14 protein-coding genes are annotated in these 17,722 nt (G+C 57.2%); 5 read left to right on the top strand and 9 right to left on the bottom strand.

Annotated elements, in window-relative coordinates; genetic code table 11:
* The first annotated feature begins 204 nt into the window (after positions 1-204).
* Positions 205-408 carry a SymE family type I addiction module toxin gene (locus V3W49_RS21605; protein WP_500148027.1) on the top strand — a complete coding sequence of 68 codons (204 nt, stop codon included), beginning with the start codon at positions 205-207 and terminating at the stop codon, positions 406-408.
* Between the two features lie 146 nt (positions 409-554).
* Here V3W49_RS21605 and V3W49_RS21600 read toward each other — a convergent pair whose 3' ends face one another.
* Both V3W49_RS21600 and manA read right to left on the bottom strand, forming a co-directional pair.
* Complete coding sequence (locus tag V3W49_RS21600; protein ID WP_500148026.1) at positions 555-2,102, bottom strand: YdgA family protein; 1,548 nt, start codon at positions 2,100-2,102, stop codon at positions 555-557.
* A 154-nt stretch (positions 2,103-2,256) separates the two neighbouring features.
* Positions 2,257-3,432, bottom strand: a complete 1,176-nt coding sequence (gene manA / locus V3W49_RS21595) for a mannose-6-phosphate isomerase (protein WP_500148025.1) — start codon at positions 3,430-3,432, stop codon at positions 2,257-2,259.
* A gap of 207 nt (positions 3,433-3,639) precedes the next feature.
* On the opposite strand from manA, the gene fumA reads away from it, so the two are divergent.
* Both fumA and fumC read left to right on the top strand, forming a co-directional pair.
* Complete coding sequence (gene fumA / locus V3W49_RS21590; RefSeq protein ID WP_500148024.1) at positions 3,640-5,286, top strand: class I fumarate hydratase FumA; 1,647 nt, start codon at positions 3,640-3,642, stop codon at positions 5,284-5,286.
* A gap of 113 nt (positions 5,287-5,399) precedes the next feature.
* Positions 5,400-6,800 carry a class II fumarate hydratase gene (fumC, locus tag V3W49_RS21585; RefSeq protein WP_500148023.1) on the top strand — a complete coding sequence of 467 codons (1,401 nt, stop codon included), beginning with the start codon at positions 5,400-5,402 and terminating at the stop codon, positions 6,798-6,800.
* A gap of 9 nt (positions 6,801-6,809) precedes the next feature.
* On the opposite strand, the gene tus is transcribed toward fumC, so the two are convergent.
* The 7 genes from tus to ydgH all read right to left on the bottom strand — a co-directional run bounded on the left by tus (position 6,810) and on the right by ydgH (position 14,136).
* Entirely contained in the window at positions 6,810-7,733 is a 924-nt protein-coding gene (gene tus, locus V3W49_RS21580) for a DNA replication terminus site-binding protein (RefSeq protein WP_500148022.1), read from the bottom strand.
* Positions 7,734-7,827: 94 nt separating this feature from the next.
* Positions 7,828-9,132 (bottom strand): two-component system sensor histidine kinase RstB, encoded by a 1,305-nt coding sequence (gene rstB / locus V3W49_RS21575; protein WP_500148021.1) that lies wholly within the window; start codon positions 9,130-9,132, stop codon positions 7,828-7,830.
* 42 nt (positions 9,133-9,174) lie between these two features.
* On the bottom strand, positions 9,175-9,891 hold the full coding sequence (rstA, locus tag V3W49_RS21570; RefSeq protein ID WP_500148020.1) for a two-component system response regulator RstA: 717 nt from the start codon (positions 9,889-9,891) through the stop codon (positions 9,175-9,177).
* A gap of 19 nt (positions 9,892-9,910) precedes the next feature.
* Positions 9,911-10,636 carry a dihydromonapterin reductase gene (folM, locus tag V3W49_RS21565; protein ID WP_500148019.1) on the bottom strand — a complete coding sequence of 242 codons (726 nt, stop codon included), beginning with the start codon at positions 10,634-10,636 and terminating at the stop codon, positions 9,911-9,913.
* A gap of 159 nt (positions 10,637-10,795) precedes the next feature.
* Positions 10,796-11,389, bottom strand: coding sequence for a hypothetical protein (locus tag V3W49_RS21560; RefSeq protein ID WP_500148018.1), 594 nt, complete (start codon positions 11,387-11,389; stop codon positions 10,796-10,798).
* Between the two features lie 171 nt (positions 11,390-11,560).
* Positions 11,561-12,943, bottom strand: coding sequence for an amino acid permease (locus V3W49_RS21555; RefSeq protein WP_500148017.1), 1,383 nt, complete (start codon positions 12,941-12,943; stop codon positions 11,561-11,563).
* A 248-nt stretch (positions 12,944-13,191) separates the two neighbouring features.
* Positions 13,192-14,136, bottom strand: a complete 945-nt coding sequence (gene ydgH / locus V3W49_RS21550) for a DUF1471 family protein YdgH (protein WP_500148016.1) — start codon at positions 14,134-14,136, stop codon at positions 13,192-13,194.
* 544 nt (positions 14,137-14,680) lie between these two features.
* Here ydgH and pntA point away from each other — a divergent pair.
* Positions 14,681-16,213: a Re/Si-specific NAD(P)(+) transhydrogenase subunit alpha gene (pntA, locus tag V3W49_RS21545; protein WP_500148015.1), complete on the top strand. Its 1,533-nt coding sequence runs from the start codon at positions 14,681-14,683 to the stop codon at positions 16,211-16,213.
* A 9-nt stretch (positions 16,214-16,222) separates the two neighbouring features.
* Complete coding sequence (pntB, locus tag V3W49_RS21540) at positions 16,223-17,620, top strand: Re/Si-specific NAD(P)(+) transhydrogenase subunit beta (protein WP_500148014.1); 1,398 nt, start codon at positions 16,223-16,225, stop codon at positions 17,618-17,620.
* Positions 17,621-17,722: the final 102 nt, after the last annotated feature.

Raw genomic sequence — 17,722 nt, 5'->3', positions numbered from 1 at the left:
TGGCGGGAATACGCAGGACAAAATTGCCGGGAGCCATTTTGAACAACGCCGCAGGCGTTGGCCCCGGAGGGGCGAGGACCAGGGACGGGCCGAGTAATCCCGAAGGGCAATTTTCACGCCGGAAAGTCGGGTTGTCAGGGGCGGCATTTGAGTCCCTGGCCCGTTCACCGGTTCCGCAACCGGCATAAGAGAAATACCCTTAAGGTGAACGGAACCTTCGCTTGCGTGACATATTCCTCCGGAACACGACACTGGCGCAGAAATAGCGCCACCGGAATGACCACATATTACAGCCACCACCCCAGTCTGCATCTGAAAGGCGGCTGGCTGGGCGAGGCCGGATTTAAAACAGGCTGTTCGGTAAAAGTTATCATTGAACCCGGCAACATCATTATTTATCCGGGGTAAACGCGATATCCCTAATTCACATGTGGTAAACAGCTCCTTCTTCAGCGCAATATACCCGGCCAAAAGTATACTGCTCACCGGTTTACTTCGGCGTTACGCTGATTCGCAATGAACCATAAAAAAGCGGCCCGCAGGCCGCTCTGGCTTTACTGTCCGCCGGACTGCGGCGGGAAGGGCGCTGGGGTTTGCGGCTGCGTCTGCTCGGGCTGTGCCGGAGTTCCGTCATCCAGCGGCAGGCCGAACATCCCCTGGAACGCTTCCAGCGGCATTTTCTCGCCGTTAAGTTCGATCTGGCCATCGGCATATTTCAGCTCGCTGATGATGCTGTCATCCTGCTGCCTGGTCAGGTGGAACATGGTTCCCATCGCCGCCAGGCCGCGAATCTGCTGGTCGGCCAGTTTTTCTGCCTGATCATCCTGGTAGCCTTCCAGTTTCGCCACCTGGGTCATCAGCGCTTTGGCCATCGGCATAGGGATGGTCAGGTTGCCGTCCATGGTTTTGATAATGCCGTCGGCGGCCTGCTGGGGCGTCTGCGCCTGGGCCTGCTGCTGCGGCTGTTTGAAGATCAGATTCAGATTCAGGGTGCTTTCCCCTTTATCATTCTTCCAGCTTAGCGGCGCGACGGAAACCTGAGGCTCTCCCTTCAGCAGGATCGGCAGGTTAGCCAATAGGATATCGGTGGCACGCTGCTGGTAACGCTCCGGATCCTCTGTGATGCCCGGCTCCGCGAGCAGCGCCTGGGCCTGAGCGTTGTATTTCTGGCTGAATTCATGCAGCGCGGCGCCGTCGATACGGCTGGCTTTCAGGCTCAGATTACCGCTGCCCATATTCTGGTTCTGAATCTGTAGCGCGTTAAGGCTGTAGTCGAGCTGACCACCCAGGTGTTTGCCATCTTTTTCCACCCGGGAGACGGCATTCAGCGCCAGGCCGTCCAGAATCGCCATCTCTTTACCTTCGATACTCAGCGTCAGCTTATCGAGGTTCAGTTTCTGGTTGCCGACGCGCTCTTTAAAGTCGGTCAGACGGGTTTCGCCATCGATCTTAAACCCGCTGATATTCAGGCCGATCTGCTGATCGTATTGGTTCGGGCCGCTGAACAGGGCATTACCCACTTCACCCTTAACAGCGATGGTTTCGCCGCGTTTGCCGACATCGGCGGTAAACTCGCCGCCGCCAAAGACCACCTTGTCTTTCTGGTAGGCGTATTCAAGAGCGCGCAGCGCGATATCAGAAGAGGTAGCGCCGCTGTAGCCGACCCGGGTATCCATATCAATAAAGGATTTACCGCCGGTGCTTTCAAACAGCGACTTTGTAGTTTCGTTATTGATGAGGGTGGTCTGCACCGAGGCCATCGCGGGCAGCAGATTGAATTTTTTCAACTGGCTGGCCGGGAAGGGGCCGTGATCCACTTTCTCATCAAGCAGAATGGTGCTGCCCGCCGGGAGCCAGCTTTTCTGCGCGGCGGGATCGGTTTTCAGCGCCAGCTTCAGCTGGCTGGAGAACAGGCCGCGCTGGTAATCCTGATAGCTGAGAACCAGGCCGGACTGCGGCGCAGTCTGCTTGATTTGGGCGTTAGCGTCGGCAACCGCCTGGGCGATACGCTGCTCCAGCTGTTTGCCGGTATACCATGAGGCGCCGGTCCAGACGACGCCCAGCGCAATAACAACACCTACGGCAACCAGAGATTTTTTCATAAATTCGTTTCCCTATGAGACCGGACGCTCGGGCCCGGCAGAATGTAACCGCCTTCTGAAAAAGCTTAACAATCTCCGTATAAAAATTCAGTAACTTATTCGTGACTTAGCGGAAAAACGGCAATACAAGGGCGCCGGATGGCGCCCTGAAAGATTAGAGCTTGTTATAGACCCGAGCCAGACGACCGGTGCCGCTGACGTTAACCGGGCCATCGCTGGCCGGAATAAAGGCCGATTCTCCGGGGCTGAGGGTAAGCGTCTGGCCGCCGTTTTCCAGTTTCGCTTCCCCCTCGATGCAAAACAGAATCGCGGCACTCTGCTGGTCCAGTGAGGCAGGCAGGGCGTTCAGGTCGTGCAGGGAGAAGGCGAAATCATCTACCGGAATGGGGAAATCCAGCTCCGCATCGTGGCGTTCAGGCTGCGTCAGCAGCGTATTTGCGGCACGCGGCGTGAAGCGAACGTTGGCCACCAGCTCCGGAATATCGATATATTTCGGGGTCAATCCGGCGCGCAATACGTTATCCGAATTAGCCATGACTTCCAGCGCCACGCCCTGCAGATAAGCATGGGGCGTTTCGGCGAACAGGAACATCGCCTCGCCAGGATTCAGTTTTACGACGTTGAGCAGTAGCGGCGAGAACAGACCGCTGTCGTCCGGATAAACTTCCGCAATGGCGCGTATGGTTTGCCAGGGCTCGCCCTGCCGATCGTTCAGCGCCGTCTTCAGAATCTCCAGCGCCCGTCGCTTTTCATCGCCGGCCAGATTCAGCAGGGCGGCAAACAGTTCGCGCAGGCGATCGGCATCGGGCTGCTGCAGAAAGCGCTCAATGGCGGGGTGCGCTTCTTTCACCGGCTGAAGCTGAGCGACGATATCGCTGAATTCGCGAAAAGCGTTCATCGCCAGGAAAGGGGTAAGGGCGAAGACCAGTTCGGGCTTATGGTTGGGATCTTTATAGTTGCGCTGCGGGGAGTCCAGGGGAATACCAGCGGCATTCTCTTTGGCGAAACCGGCTTCTGAGGCCTGCTTGTTGGGATGTACCTGAATCGAAAGTGGCTGGTCGGCGCACAGTACTTTGAACAGGAAGGGCAGTTCGCCAAAACGGCGGGCCACCTCGTTGCCGAGCAGCGCTTCAGGGTTTTCGTCAATAAGCGCGCGCAGGGGGCGTTCGCTGCCATCGGCCGTTATCACCCGGGAGCTGCTTTTAGGATGCGCGCCCATCCACAATTCCGCCATTGGCAGATTGTCGGGATTCTGAATGCCGTATAGTCTGGTTAGCGCTGTTTTGCTGCCCCAGGCATAATTTTGCACTGAATTGATTAATTTTTGCATTATCAATGCCCTGTGATTGTTCGAAAAGTCTGACGTTATTAAACCAGTTCCCGGGTAATGAAGTAACCAGGCACAGCAAAAAGTCGTACTAGTCTCAGTTTTTGTTAATAAAATGTGTATGATTATATGGCATATTGTTATGGTGATTTTGGCGCGCGGCGCGCGTCGGAATGGATGCTTACCCTGAAGTAGCAAGTGAGAGAAAAAATGTCGAACAAACCCTTCCACTACCAGGAGCCTTTCCCGCTCAAACCCGATGACACCGAATATTATCTGCTGACCCGCGACCACGTTTCCGTGGCGGAATTCGAGGGGCAGGAGGTGCTCAAAGTCGACCCTCAGGCTCTGACGCTGCTTGCTCAGCATGCCTTCCACGACGCCTCCTTTATGCTGCGCACCGCCCATCAGCAGCAAGTCGCCGCCATTCTCGACGATCCCGAAGCCAGCGATAACGACCGCTATGTGGCGCTGCAGTTCCTGCGTAACTCTGAAATTTCGGCTCGCGGCGTGCTGCCCACCTGTCAGGATACCGGCACCGCGATCGTGGTCGGTAAAAAAGGCCAGCGGGTCTGGACTGGCGGCGGCGACGAAGAGGCGCTGTCGCGCGGGATCTACAACACCTATATTGAAGACAACCTGCGCTATTCGCAGAATGCGGCGCTGGATATGTATAAAGAGGTGAACACCGGCACCAATCTGCCAGCGCAGATCGATCTCTACAGCGTTGACGGCGCGGAATACAAATTTCTGTGTATCGCCAAAGGCGGCGGCTCTGCCAATAAAACGTATCTGTACCAGGAGACCCGCGCGCTCCTCAATCCGGAGCGGCTGAAAAAATTCCTGGTCGAGAAGATGCGCACCCTGGGCACCGCCGCCTGCCCGCCGTACCATATCGCCTTTGTGATTGGCGGTACTTCCGCTGAAACCAACCTTAAGACCGTGAAGCTCGCTTCCACCAAATACTACGACGGGCTGCCGACCGAAGGTAATGAATATGGTCAGGCTTTCCGCGATGTGGCGCTGGAAGAAGCGCTGCTGAAAGAGGCGCGCAACCTGGGGCTGGGCGCTCAGTTCGGCGGTAAATACTTTGCTCACGACGTGCGGGTAATTCGTCTGCCGCGCCACGGCGCATCCTGTCCGGTAGGCATGGGGGTTTCCTGCTCTGCGGACCGTAACATCAAAGCCAAAATCAACCGCGATGGTATCTGGATAGAGAAGCTGGAGCAGAATCCCGGTCGCTTTATTCCCGAAGCGCTGCGCCGCTCCGGGGAAGGCGAAGTGGTGAATGTGGATCTTAACCAGCCGATGGACGAGATCCGCAAACTACTGTCGCAGTACCCGGTGGCGACGCGTCTGTCGCTGAACGGCACTATTATCGTAGCGCGCGATATCGCCCATGCGAAGCTCAAAGAGCTGCTCGATAGCGGCGAGCCGCTGCCTCAGTACATTAAGGATCACCCCATCTACTATGCGGGCCCGGCTAAAACGCCGGAAGGGTACGCTTCAGGATCGCTGGGGCCGACTACCGCAGGGCGTATGGATTCCTACGTCGATCAGCTACAGGCCAACGGTGGCAGCATGGTGATGCTGGCCAAGGGCAACCGTAGCCAGCAGGTCACCGATGCCTGTCATAAGCATGGCGGCTTCTACCTGGGCAGTATCGGGGGCCCGGCGGCGGTGCTGGCGCAGCAGAGCATCAGGCGTCTGGAGTGTGTGGCATATCCGGAACTGGGAATGGAGGCTATCTGGAAGATTGAGGTTGAAGACTTCCCGGCCTTTATTCTGGTGGATGACAAAGGCAACGACTTCTTCCAGCAGATTCAGAACAGCCGCTGTGAGATTTGCGTGAAATAGCTCCCGGGGCCGCCGTCAGGCGGCCTTTTTATATCGCACGAAGCACCAAACCCGTTTTCTTTGCTGTCGCATACTTAACGCGTTGGTTCCTTTCTGGCATACAGGAGAGCGTTATGGCAGCAACGCGTCGTGAACGTGATTCTATGGGTGAGATCGAGGTTCCGGCTGATCGGCTTTGGGGCGCCCAGACTCAGCGATCGCTGGAGCACTTTCGCATCTCGGTGGAAAAGATGCCCCCGGCGCTTATCCGGGCGCTGGCGCTGGTCAAACGAGCATCGGCGCGAGTGAATATGGATCTCGGCCTGCTGGATAAGCCCAAAGGGGACGCCATTATTCAGGCTGCCGACGAGGTTCTGGCGGGGAAGCACCCGGATGAATTCCCGCTGGCTGTCTGGCAGACCGGATCCGGCACCCAGAGCAATATGAACATGAATGAAGTGCTGGCGAATCGGGCCAGCGAGCTGCTGGGTGGCGAACGCGGCATGCAGCGTCTGGTGCATCCCAACGACGACGTGAATAAAAGCCAGAGTTCGAACGATGTCTTTCCCGGCGCGATGCACATAGCGGCGCTGGTGGCGCTAAATGAGCAGCTATTGCCTGAGCTGGCGCGTCTGACTCAGACCCTGCACGACAAAGCGGGGGCGTTTCAGGATGTGGTCAAGATTGGCCGTACCCACCTGCAGGACGCCACGCCGTTGACGCTGGGGCAGGAGATTTCCGGCTGGGTGGCGATGCTGAGTCACGCCCGCCGGCATATCGAGGCCGCCCGACCGCATCTGGCGGAGCTGGCGCTGGGCGGCACGGCGGTAGGCACGGGGCTGAACACCCATCCTCAATATGCGGAGCGGGTCGCCCGTGAGATAGCCCGACTGAGCGGCCAGCCGTTTGTCACCTCACCCAATAAGTTTGAAGCGCTGGCTGGCTGCGATGCGCTGGTACACGCCCACGGCGCGCTGAAGGGACTGGCGGCTTCGCTGATGAAGATCGCCAACGATGTCCGCTGGCTGGCTTCGGGACCGCGCTGCGGTATCGGCGAGCTGAAAATACCGGAAAATGAACCCGGCAGCTCCATTATGCCGGGGAAGGTGAACCCGACCCAGTGCGAAGCGCTGACCATGCTCTGTGGCCAGGTGATGGGCAATGATGTGGCAATTAATATCGGCGGCGCTTCAGGCAATTTTGAGCTGAATGTGTTCCGGCCGCTGGTTATTCACAATTTCCTGCAATCCACCAGGCTACTGGCGGACGGTATAGCCAGCTTTAACGAGCATTGCGCGGTGGGGATAGAGCCTGACCGGGAACGCATCACGCAGTTGCTTAACGACTCACTGATGCTGGTCACGGCGCTGAACACCCATATTGGTTATGACCGCGCCGCCGAGATCGCCAAAAAGGCACACCATGAAGGGCTGACCCTGAAAGCGGCGGCGCTGGCGCTGGGCTACCTGAGCGAACAGGAGTTCGATGAGTGGGTACGCCCTCAGGAGATGGTCGGCAGCACCATAAAATCCTAAGTGACAATGTCACTTTTCCAGCCACAGATGCAGACGCGGAATCATCAGTTCCAGCGGCTGCGCCTGGGGGCGGTGACGATGCCGGATGTTGTCGGCGTCGTAATTAAGCAGCTCGCCAATATCCGGCACCGTGCTGCCTTCCGGACACAGCACCAGCAGCGGCGAGGGGCAGGCATACTGAATCTGGCGCTGCCTGTCGGCATACCAGACCCGGGCCACTGGCTGCACCTTTACCGGACGGCGGATCTTCAGACGAGCCTGCTCAGGCAGAGCGGCGATATCGTTATATTCCTGGGTGACCAGCTCCGCCCACTGCTCCCTGTTCCACGGCGCGACCGTGCGCCTGGCCCGCAGGCTTTTCTCCAGCATTTCCAGCACCTGATTACGGGTGAGGTTCTTAACGATCTGCTTGTTGGCCCAGCCGAAGCGCAGGGTGGCGGCGCCTTCCACCGCGGTCAGCCGCCGGTATGCGTTCAGGGTAATCAGTCCCGGAAGATGCTGATGCACCCACTCGAACCGGTGAGCGGCTGGCAGACCGGATTCCCGGGTGACTATCTGCTCCAGCTCTGCCTTCAGGGTATTTACGCGTTCAATGCCTTCCCGCAGTACGGCATGCTGCGTGGGCGTGACCGAATAGCACAGAGCGCCGGGCAGGCGTACTGCTGCCTTGCTGCTGCGGCGCTCCGACTGCTGCTGAATAAACAGCCGGGTAAAGTGGCGCCAGGCGGCCTCCTGCGCCCGATGTCCCGTTAGCTGCGTCACTGCAATCTGGTTGACTGGTTCGTGTTCGGCGCCTTTTTCCACCGCAGGCAGTTCGAATACTCGCCCGGCCATCAGGCGGCAGGGCGCGAATTGCTGGCGCAGTTCGGCCAGACTCTGCTCTAACTGGCGGAAAGTGGCGGTCAGGCGTTCGGTCAGATCGTAACGGGGCATGATGGCACCTTAATTAGTTACAACATACTTATAATTTATAGCACGGGTGCCGGTCTGCGACCAGTGCGATAACATCGTCAGACAGGGCAAGGGATTACGCCTGCTCGCTGGCCGGCGGCATGGGAATCACCCGTGGCCAGCAGATGCTGAAACGGGCGCCGCCCAGCGGACTGTCGTCAAGGCGGACTGCGCCACCGAATGCCGTGGCGATGGAGTGGACAATAGCCAGTCCCAGCCCACAGCCGCCGGTATTGCGATCGCGACTGGGATCGAGGCGGACAAAAGGCTCAAAAATACGCTGACGTTCCGCTTCCGGCACGCCGGGGCCATCGTCTTCAACGCACAGCGTCAGCGCCTGTCCTGCAACGGACAGCGTTACCTGTATCTGCTGGTGGCTGTAGCGCAGGGCGTTATTCACCAGATTATCCAGCATTCGCGACATCAGGCGCGAATCGACGCTGGCAGTTACCTGTTCGGAAGGAAGCATCAGTCCGATGACGCGCTCCGGGTGAAGCTGGCGCGCTTCGGCAATTTGCTCTTCCAGCCAGCGATTCAGGTGCATTTCCCCGGGCAGTAGCTCCGGCTGGGGGCGGTCGAGCCTGGCCCAGGCGAGCAGTTCGTCGATCAGCGCTTCCAGCTGGCCGATATCGCGGTTAAAACCGCGGGCGATGTCGCTCTGTGGATCGTCGCTCATCGCCAGCCGGTAGCGCAGCCGTACCAGAGGCGTTCGGAGTTCGTGAGCAATATCATCGATTAGCCTTTTTTTACTGGCAACCAGGGTGTTGATATTGTCCGCCATCTGGTTAAAGGCCAGCCCCATGCGCGCCAGGCTGGAATTCTCTTCCAGACGTAGCCGGGCATCCAGGTGCCCCTGACCGAAACGCTGGGCGGCTGCTTCCAGCTTCAGCATGTCCTGCCAGTGGGGGCGCATCCAGACAAAGACCGGAAAGGCCAGCGAAATAGCGATAAAGGCGATCAGCCCTAAATCGAACAGTCGCATTTCATGCAAAAAGAACAGATAGGGCACTGGCCCTGCCGAAAGCACATAGTGGCTGTCGGGAATCAACTGGATAAAGGTGTAGCGATCGTCCAGTGCTACGATATCGCCATCGCGCAGGCGCCGCATGTCATCAGGAGTAAGGTCATACGATTTCAGCGGCTCGATGCTCAGCGTAAAGGAGAGATTCAGATCCAGATCGTCCAGGGTTTTGGCCCAGTCCCGGGGCGGGATTTCTCGTAGTTCGCTGCGTACCATATACAGAGAACTCTTCATCAGATCGTCCAGCGACTGGCGTCCGGCTCGTTCGGCGGTGAATTTATACACCAGCCCGACCAGCATGGTCATCACCAGAAAGCAGACGAACAGCAGCAGGTAGAACTGAATAAACAGCTTTCTCATGGTATATGGCTCCCGCCGCCCGGGGCAGGCGGCCAATGATAATTAGCGCTCCCAGGCCTGGGGAGCGAACAGATAGCCCTTGTTGCGCACGGTTTTGATGCGACAGGGCTCGGCGCCGTTATCGCCCAGCTTACGTCGTAACCTGGAAATGGCGACGTCCACGCTGCGATCCATACCGTCGTAGCTTACGCCGCGCAGGCTGTGCAGCAGCGCATCGCGATCCATCACCTGCCCGGCGTGGGTCGCCAGCTCCCATAGCAGGTCGAAGTCAGCGGTGGACAGCGTGACTTCTTCATCGCTTAAGATGACCAGGCGATTAACGGGATCGATGCGCAGTACGCCGAAGGTTAGCGGGCGATGAGGAATGGTAGGCGTTTGCGCCGTGGGCGTCTGATTTTCACCGGCCTGGCGCAAATGTAGCCGCAGTCGCGCCAGCAGCACCGGGGGCGGCGTGGTTTTCAGAATATAGTCACAGGCGCCCAGCTCCAGAGCCAGAATATGGTTCATATCGCTATCAAGGGAGGTCAGTAATACGATGGGGCCCGACCACTGCGCCCGCAGGTCGCGGCACAGGGTCATACCGTCTTTGCCAGGCAGCATAATATCCAGCAGCGCCAGATCGGGCCGTTCCCGAAGGATAGTCGCTTCAGCGCGATCGCCGCGACTTTCCAGCACGACCTCAATATCATGCCGCCCCAGCCAGGAGGCAATTAACGACCCGACCTCCGGGTCGTCTTCCACAAATACGATTTTGCTCATTCAGGATGTCCTGAAAAGGTCACCAGCGCAGGGGACGACCGCCATCCACGGCGAAGCTGCGTCCGGTAACATAACAACTGGTCATCAGGTAGCTTACCAGATCGATAATCTCCTTTTCGCCAGGCGCAATCTTCATTAACGATTTATTGAGGGTTTTCTGGCGAAAGGCCACGTCGTCCTCTTCATAGAACAGAATCAGCCCCGGAGCGATGGCGTTGACTTTCACTTCCGGCGCCAGCATGCGGGCGAAGGAGCGGGTAAGGTTATCCAGCGCCGCTTTACTGGCGGCATAGGCCATATGGCGATCGCTGCCGCGCTCCACCACGTAATCGGTAAAGTGGATAATATCGGAAGAGGCGTGACCATAGCCGCGCAGCAGCGGCGCCAGCTCGTGGTTTAGCAGATAGGGCGCGTGAACGTGAATCTGCAACATTCGCGCAAGGGTATCCTGACGCGGCACGTCCGGCCTTTCCGCTTCCCAGACGCTGGCGTTATGAATAATGGCGCGCAGGCCATCGCAGCGCGACCTTACGGCTTCGGCGAAGGCAAAGATGCCTTCATCGCTGGAAAAGTCGGCCTGCAGGCAGGTGGCGCCGCGCTCTTCCAGAATATCAATCGCGTCGTAGCGGGTACGATAGCTCACCACAACCGGCGCTTCTTCATCCAGAAAGTGGTGCGCCAGCGCCAGACCGATACGGCGGCCGCCGCCGGTAATCAGAACAGGGCGTTGCAGTTTCTCCCCCATCGGAGCCTCCTTGTTATTATGTACGACGGGGCAGGCTTTACCCCATAAGCATCCTGGGTTGCCGGGAATTCGGCAACCAGTATCAGGAAGATGATAGCCTTTTCCTGAATATTCAGCGAGTTGTCATGGCCGGAATCAGGGGGAAATGGCGCATTCTGGTCAGCGTTTGCGCGTTTTATCGGAAGAAGTATGCAGAAACATCATTTTGCGCCAGACCCGATTATGCAGGCAGTAGCTGAACATTTTCCAGAAAGCGTTGCTATTGAGACTCATCAGGCTGACTACTGCGAACAGGATGCTGATCAGAGCTCCTACCTGTGTTACGCCAGGGTAGGGTATGTCAGTTATTGCTGCAAGTAGATAAATAAAGGCCCCGACTGTGGTCATAAGGGTGAGCCCGATAAGTACTTTCAGGGCGCTAATCGCCCCTTTGCTTAATAAAAAGAGGGTAATGGCGTTTATCCCGGCAAAGAGTAATGCAGTGGCAGTGATAGCGGCAAAAACCTTGTGTCGGGGAATGGCGGCCAGATCAAAAATTATGGACCACAGGGCAAGTTGGGGAATAGCAAAGCTCACAACGATGCAAAACACACTAATGATGGCGGGGAGTCCTGAGTAGTGCCAGCCAGGTTGTCCCATCTGCTCAGCCAGTTGATTTTTTAGCTTTTCCAGCTGCGGATAGTTAGCTTTTTTTATTTGTTGATCAACATCGATATAGTCGTGGAGGCGCTTAGAACATATCTTGATGAACATTGTACACTCCGGTAACTACATCGTCGTCGAGAATGACTGAATGAGCCCGATAGCATACTTGCCACTTTGGGGGATGTTACCCGGGTTGCGAATTATTTATAACCATGTAATGTGAATTTTTCGTAACAATCGACAGGCATGCTTGAAGCATGCCTGTCGAAGGGGCGGGCTTTACCCCATAAGCATCCAGGTCGCCGGGAATGCGGCAACCAGCATCAGGAAGATGATAGCCTTTTCCTGCATATTCAGCGAGTTGTCATGATCGTGGCTGTAGCGGGTATAGAGGAAAACCAGCAGCCCGGGAGCATAGAGCACGACGGAAAGCAGCAGATGCATTGGGCCGGAGGCGTACAGTAGCCATAGCCCGTACAGACTGGCGCCCAGGCCGATAATGCGGTGCACAGGACGATAGCCAATCTTTAGCAGGAAAGCGCCCACCAGCAGATAAGGCACCAGAATCATTTCCGAAGCGATGGTCAGTAGCGTGTTGTAGTCGGCGTTGGTCAGCCAGATCAGCACCAGGCAGAGCTGCACGCTGATATTGGTCAGCCATAGCGAAGCCGACGGCGCGCCGTTCTCGTTCTGGTGGGCGAACATTTTGGGAAATGCCTTATGAGTTGCCGCCAGCAGTGGCACTTCCGCCGCCATAATGGTCCAGCTAAGATAGGCGCCGCATACCGAAATAATCAAACCGGCGGCGATAATCACTTCGCCCCAGGGGCCTATCATGTTGACCATCAAACCGGCCATTGACGGGTTACGCATTGAGGCCAGCTGTTCCCGGGGCACCACGCCCAGCGACAGCAGGGTGACCAGCAGGTAAACCACCAGCGCGGAACAAACTGCCAGCAGGGTGGCGCGGCCCACGTCTTTCTTATGGCGCGCTCGTGCGGAAACCACCACAGCGCCTTCCACGCCGATAAACACCCACAGGGTGATCAGCATGGTGTTTTTCACCTGTTCCCAAACGGGAACGCCCAGCGACAGGCCGCTGAAATCCATGTTGAAGGTGGAAAGCTCGAAGGCCAGTGCCGCCAGCACCACAAAGAGTCCCAGCGGCAGCAGTTTCGCCAGGGTGGCGATCAGGTTGATACCCGCGGCGGTCTGTACGCCGCGCAGAATCAGCCAGTGCACCAGCCACAACAGCAGCGAAGCGCCGACAATGGACTGCCAGGTATTACCGTCACCAAAAAAGCGCAATTCCGGCGTATCGGTAAAAAAACTCAGGGCGGAAAACACGATGACCAGGTAGGAAACGTTGGCGATGACGGCGCACAGCCAGTATCCCCAGGCGGAACAAAAGCCCACCAGTTCGCCAAAACCTTCGCGGGCGTAAGTAAAAATACCGCCGTCCAGTTCCGGACGCAGGCGGGTTAACAGTAGCATGGCCAGAGCCAGCATCAGAATACCCACGCCGGTAATGGCCCAGCCGGTTAACAGCGCTGCCGGAGCGGCAACCTGCGCCATATTCTGCGGCAGGCTAAACACTCCCGCACCCAGCATAGAGCTCAGTACCAGGGCGGTAAGAGCGGCAAGGCCCAGTTTCTTTTCCATAGGTGTCCTGATGTATCGGGGCGCCGCCGGCCCGAAGGGGGCGCGGCCCAAAAGTCGCATGTCTACAGGTCATGCCCGGAGTGCGGCGCACGCAGTGATTACGGCGTCAGGCCTGTCGGGTTAGCCTGCCTGAAGCGCGCGATTTTACGGAGTGCGTTAACCCCTTGCAATCAGTTCCGACAGGGGGCCGCGCGATCGCTAAAAAAATGGGCAGCCACAGGCTGCCCGGGGTTATTCTGAGCCAGAATTTACTTATACAGATCGGCGCTGATGGTCATATTACCGCCGCGCTCCTGCCACTGACGGGTAATGTGATAGTATTTGGCCCCTTTCTGCGCCGCGCGTTTGGCGACCTGGTAGGAAACTTCGGTCATATTGCCGAAGTGGCCGGTGAATTTCACGCTATCGAAGGGCACCATCTGGGCTGCGGTCACTTTGTTGACTTCCTGAATAGCGGTGCCGTCCGGAAGTGTTACGGTGTAACGCCCGCCTTTAGAGGACTGGGTTTCGAAGAAGCGGCCGACTCTGGAGCTTGGCTGGCTGGAAGAGGCAACGCCCGGGATCTCGACCTGCTTCGCCGCCGCGCCGCCGCTGGCAATGGCTGCGCGACCCGCGTCGGAATCCGCCGGAATCGCGTCCGGGCTTTGCACTTCACGCTCTTTGGCATCGGCTTTATAGATGAAGGCGGTGATTATCTGGTTTCCGCCATTGTTGGCATCGATCTGACGCACGATGTAGAACGAGGCCGCGCCTTTTTCCTTCGCCTGTTTGGCGATGGCATAGTTTACGTCCGGTTGCGAACGGTAGAAGCCCTGAATGGTCACGGTATCGAAAGGCTCCAGACGGTAGGCCTGATCCTTCGGCAGTTCCATCACGCCATCGATCATCCGGTTATGCGGTTTTTCTGCTGCGGGGGCGTCTTTATGGTAAATGTCGGCGACCACGCGCCAGTTGCCGCTGTTGCCAATATCGCTGGTATCCTGAATATAAAAAGCGTCGGCGCCTTTTGCATCGGCGCGGCTGGATACGGCTTTAGCGGCATCGCTCAGGGCGGTGAAGCGGCCGGTAAGGGTAATGCGTTCAAAGGGCTTCAGGGAGGCGGCCTGCTCAGGCGTCAGTTCGGTCGCCGCGTGAGCGGAGATTGCGGTCAGAGATAAAAGGGCTGACGCCAGCAGGGTCTTCTTAAGCTTCATAATTAATCCTTCGCCTTGCGCAAAAAATGAGAACTGAGTGGCTTCTCTATAATTTCCAGTCAGCCGCTGATTATGGCACTGAATCTGTACCATTGTCTGCGTCAATTTTCGAGGTTTTTTATCGGAATTCGATGTGTAGCGCGTGCTCCAGCTTAATGATGAAAAAATGGGCGCGTTAACCGGAAAAAATGATACATGATATCGATTTTAAAGTTAATGTATTGTTAAATTCCTTCTTTATCAATTTGTTAAATTCTTTTTTATGGCAATAACAAAGCCGAAAATAAGCCGTTCTGGCGCTTGCTAAAGTAAAAATAGCTATCAGAGTGGGGCACCTGGTAAATTCTGCTAATAATATAAAAAAGTCTCGAATCCTGATATGGATCACAGGCACTATTTTCAGTAGGTTATAGAAAGGTTGTTACAGCGACTTTTTTCATTTCAGGTAATAACGTGTCCGCTCTCGGGGATCCTGCGTCGGGCACGTTATCGCCTGTGAGAAAGATTGACGAACCATCATCAATAACCGATGGAAGGGAATATTATGCGAATTGGGGTACCAAAAGAGCAGTTAGCCAATGAGACCCGCGTCGCCGCCACGCCGAAAACCGTTGAACAGCTGATTAAGCTGGGCTTTAGCGTGGTGGTGGAGTCTGGCGCGGGGAACAAGGCGAGTTTTGAGGATGAGGCCTATGTCCGTTCCGGCGCCAGCCTGGCGGAAGGCGCAGAAGTGTGGCAGTCGGATATCGTGCTGAAGGTGAATGCGCCGCTGGATGATGAGATAGCCCAACTGCGTGACGGTGCTACGCTGGTGAGTTTTATCTGGCCAGCGCAGAACCCTGAGCTGATGGAAAAACTGGCCGCGCGTAAGATAACGGTCATGGCGATGGATTCGGTGCCGCGCATTTCACGCGCCCAGTCGCTGGATGCATTGAGCTCTATGGCGAATATCGCCGGTTATCGTGCCATCGTCGAAGCCGCTCATGAGTTCGGGCGCTTCTTTACCGGGCAGATCACCGCTGCGGGCAAGGTGCCGCCGGCTAAGGTGATGGTCATCGGTGCCGGTGTGGCGGGGCTGGCAGCCATAGGCGCTGCTGGTAGCCTGGGCGCTGTCGTGCGCGCCTTCGATACCCGACCTGAAGTGAAAGAGCAGGTGCAGAGCATGGGCGCTGAGTTCCTTGAGCTGGACTTTAAAGAGGAAGCGGGCAGCGGTGACGGTTACGCCAAACAGATGTCCGATGCCTTTATCCAGGCCGAAATGGCGCTGTTCGCCGCTCAGGCGAAAGAGGTAGACATTATCGTCACCACGGCATTGATCCCGGGTAAACCAGCGCCGAAGCTGATTACCCGTGAAATGGTAGACAGCATGACGCCCGGCAGCGTGATTGTGGATCTGGCGGCTCAGAACGGCGGTAACTGCGAATATACCGTGCCCGGAGAAGTGTTCGTCACGCCCCATGGCGTGAAGATTATTGGCTACACCGATCTGGCGGGGCGCCTGCCTACCCAGTCCTCTCAGCTTTACGGCACCAACCTGGTCAATCTGCTGAAACTGCTGTGCAAAGAGAAAGATGGCAACATCCACGTCGATTTCGACGATGTGGTGGTGCGTGGTGTGACCGTGGTACGCGACGGCGAAGTGACCTGGCCGGCACCGCCGATTCAGGTTTCTGCCCAGCCCCAGGCCGCGGAAAAAGCGGCGCCTCAAGCGAAAGCCGAGCCGGCTAAGCCCGCATCGCCGTGGCGCAAATATGCGCTGATGGCGCTGGCAGTCATTCTGTTTGGCTGGCTGGCGGATGTCGCGCCGAAGGAGTTCCTGGGCCACTTTACGGTCTTCGCACTCTCCTGCGTGGTGGGTTATTACGTGGTGTGGAATGTTTCGCACGCGTTGCACACGCCGCTGATGTCCGTCACCAATGCCATCTCGGGGATCATCGTCGTCGGGGCGCTGCTGCAGATAGGTCATGGCGGCTGGGTCAGCTTTTTTAGCTTTATCGCGGTACTGATCGCCAGTATCAATATTTTCGGTGGCTTCACCGTCACTCAGCGCATGCTGAAAATGTTCCGGAAGAACTAAGGGGGAGCCATGTCTGGTGGATTAGTCACTGCGGCCTATATTGTGGCCGCCATTCTGTTTATTTTCAGCCTTGCCGGGCTGTCGAAGCACGAGACGTCTAAGCAGGGCAACCTGTTCGGCATTGCCGGGATGGCCATTGCGCTGATTGCTACCATCTTCGGGCCGGAAACCGGCAACGTCGCATGGATTATCGTGGCGATGATTATCGGCGGCGCCATCGGCATCCACTTAGCGAAGAAGGTGGAGATGACCGAAATGCCCGAGCTGGTGGCGATTCTGCACAGCTTTGTGGGGCTGGCCGCTGTGCTGGTGGGCTTTAACAGCTATATCGATCACGCGCCGGGGCTGGAATCGGTGATGGAGAATATCCATCTGACCGAGGTATTCCTTGGCATATTTATCGGTGCAGTGACCTTTACCGGCTCTATAGTGGCCTTTGGCAAACTGCGCGGTAAGATCTCGTCAAAGCCGTTGATGCTGCCGAATCGTCACAAGCTGAACCTGGCGGCGCTGGTGGTTTCCTTCCTGCTGCTGGTGATGTTTGTGCGTACTGAAAGCACCGGACTTCAGGTGCTGGCCCTGCTGGTGATGACCCTGATCGCGCTGGCGTTCGGCTGGCATCTGGTTGCCTCCATCGGCGGCGCCGATATGCCGGTGGTGGTGTCGATGCTGAACTCCTATTCCGGCTGGGCGGCGGCGGCGGCGGGCTTTATGCTCAGCAACGACCTGCTGATCGTCACCGGCGCGCTGGTGGGATCTTCGGGCGCCATTCTTTCTTACATTATGTGTAAGGCGATGAACCGCTCCTTTATCAGCGTAATTGCCGGCGGCTTCGGCAGCGATGGCGGCGTCAGCAGCGGTGACGACGAGGTTGGCGAGTATCGGGAAATCAGCGCCGAAGAGACGGCGGAACTGCTGAAGAGTTCCAGCTCTGTGATAATCACCCCCGGCTACGGTATGGCGGTGGCCCAGGCGCAGTATCCGGTGGCGGAAATTACCGAAAAGCTGCGGGCGCGTGGCGTGAACGTGCGCTTTGGCATCCACCCGGTAGCGGGGCGCCTGCCTGGTCATATGAACGTGCTGCTGGCGGAAGCGAAGGTGCCTTATGACATCGTGCTGGAAATGGACGAGATCAACGACGACTTCAGCGAAACGGACACCGTGCTGGTTATTGGCGCCAACGATACGGTCAACCCGGCGGCTCAGGACGATCCCGGCAGCCCCATTGCCGGCATGCCGGTGCTGGAGGTGTGGAAAGCCCAGAACGTGGTGGTCTTTAAGCGTTCCATGAATACCGGCTATGCCGGGGTTCAGAATCCGCTGTTCTTTAAAGAGAACACGCAGATGCTGTTTGGCGATGCCAAAGAGAGCGTAGAGGCGATTCTGCGAGCGCTGCAAGGCGCTTAACCTTAAAGCAAAACGCCCGCAATCGCGGTAATGCCGATCAGTTAAGGATCGGTTGATCGATCCAATAGTTGTGTAAGAATCCGGAAACGCTCACTCGTTTCC

It is taken from the genome of Rosenbergiella sp. YN46 (genome assembly GCF_036620675.1).
Lineage (GTDB): Bacteria > Pseudomonadota > Gammaproteobacteria > Enterobacterales > Enterobacteriaceae > Jejubacter.
This window is presented reverse-complemented; position numbering and strand designations above follow the sequence as displayed.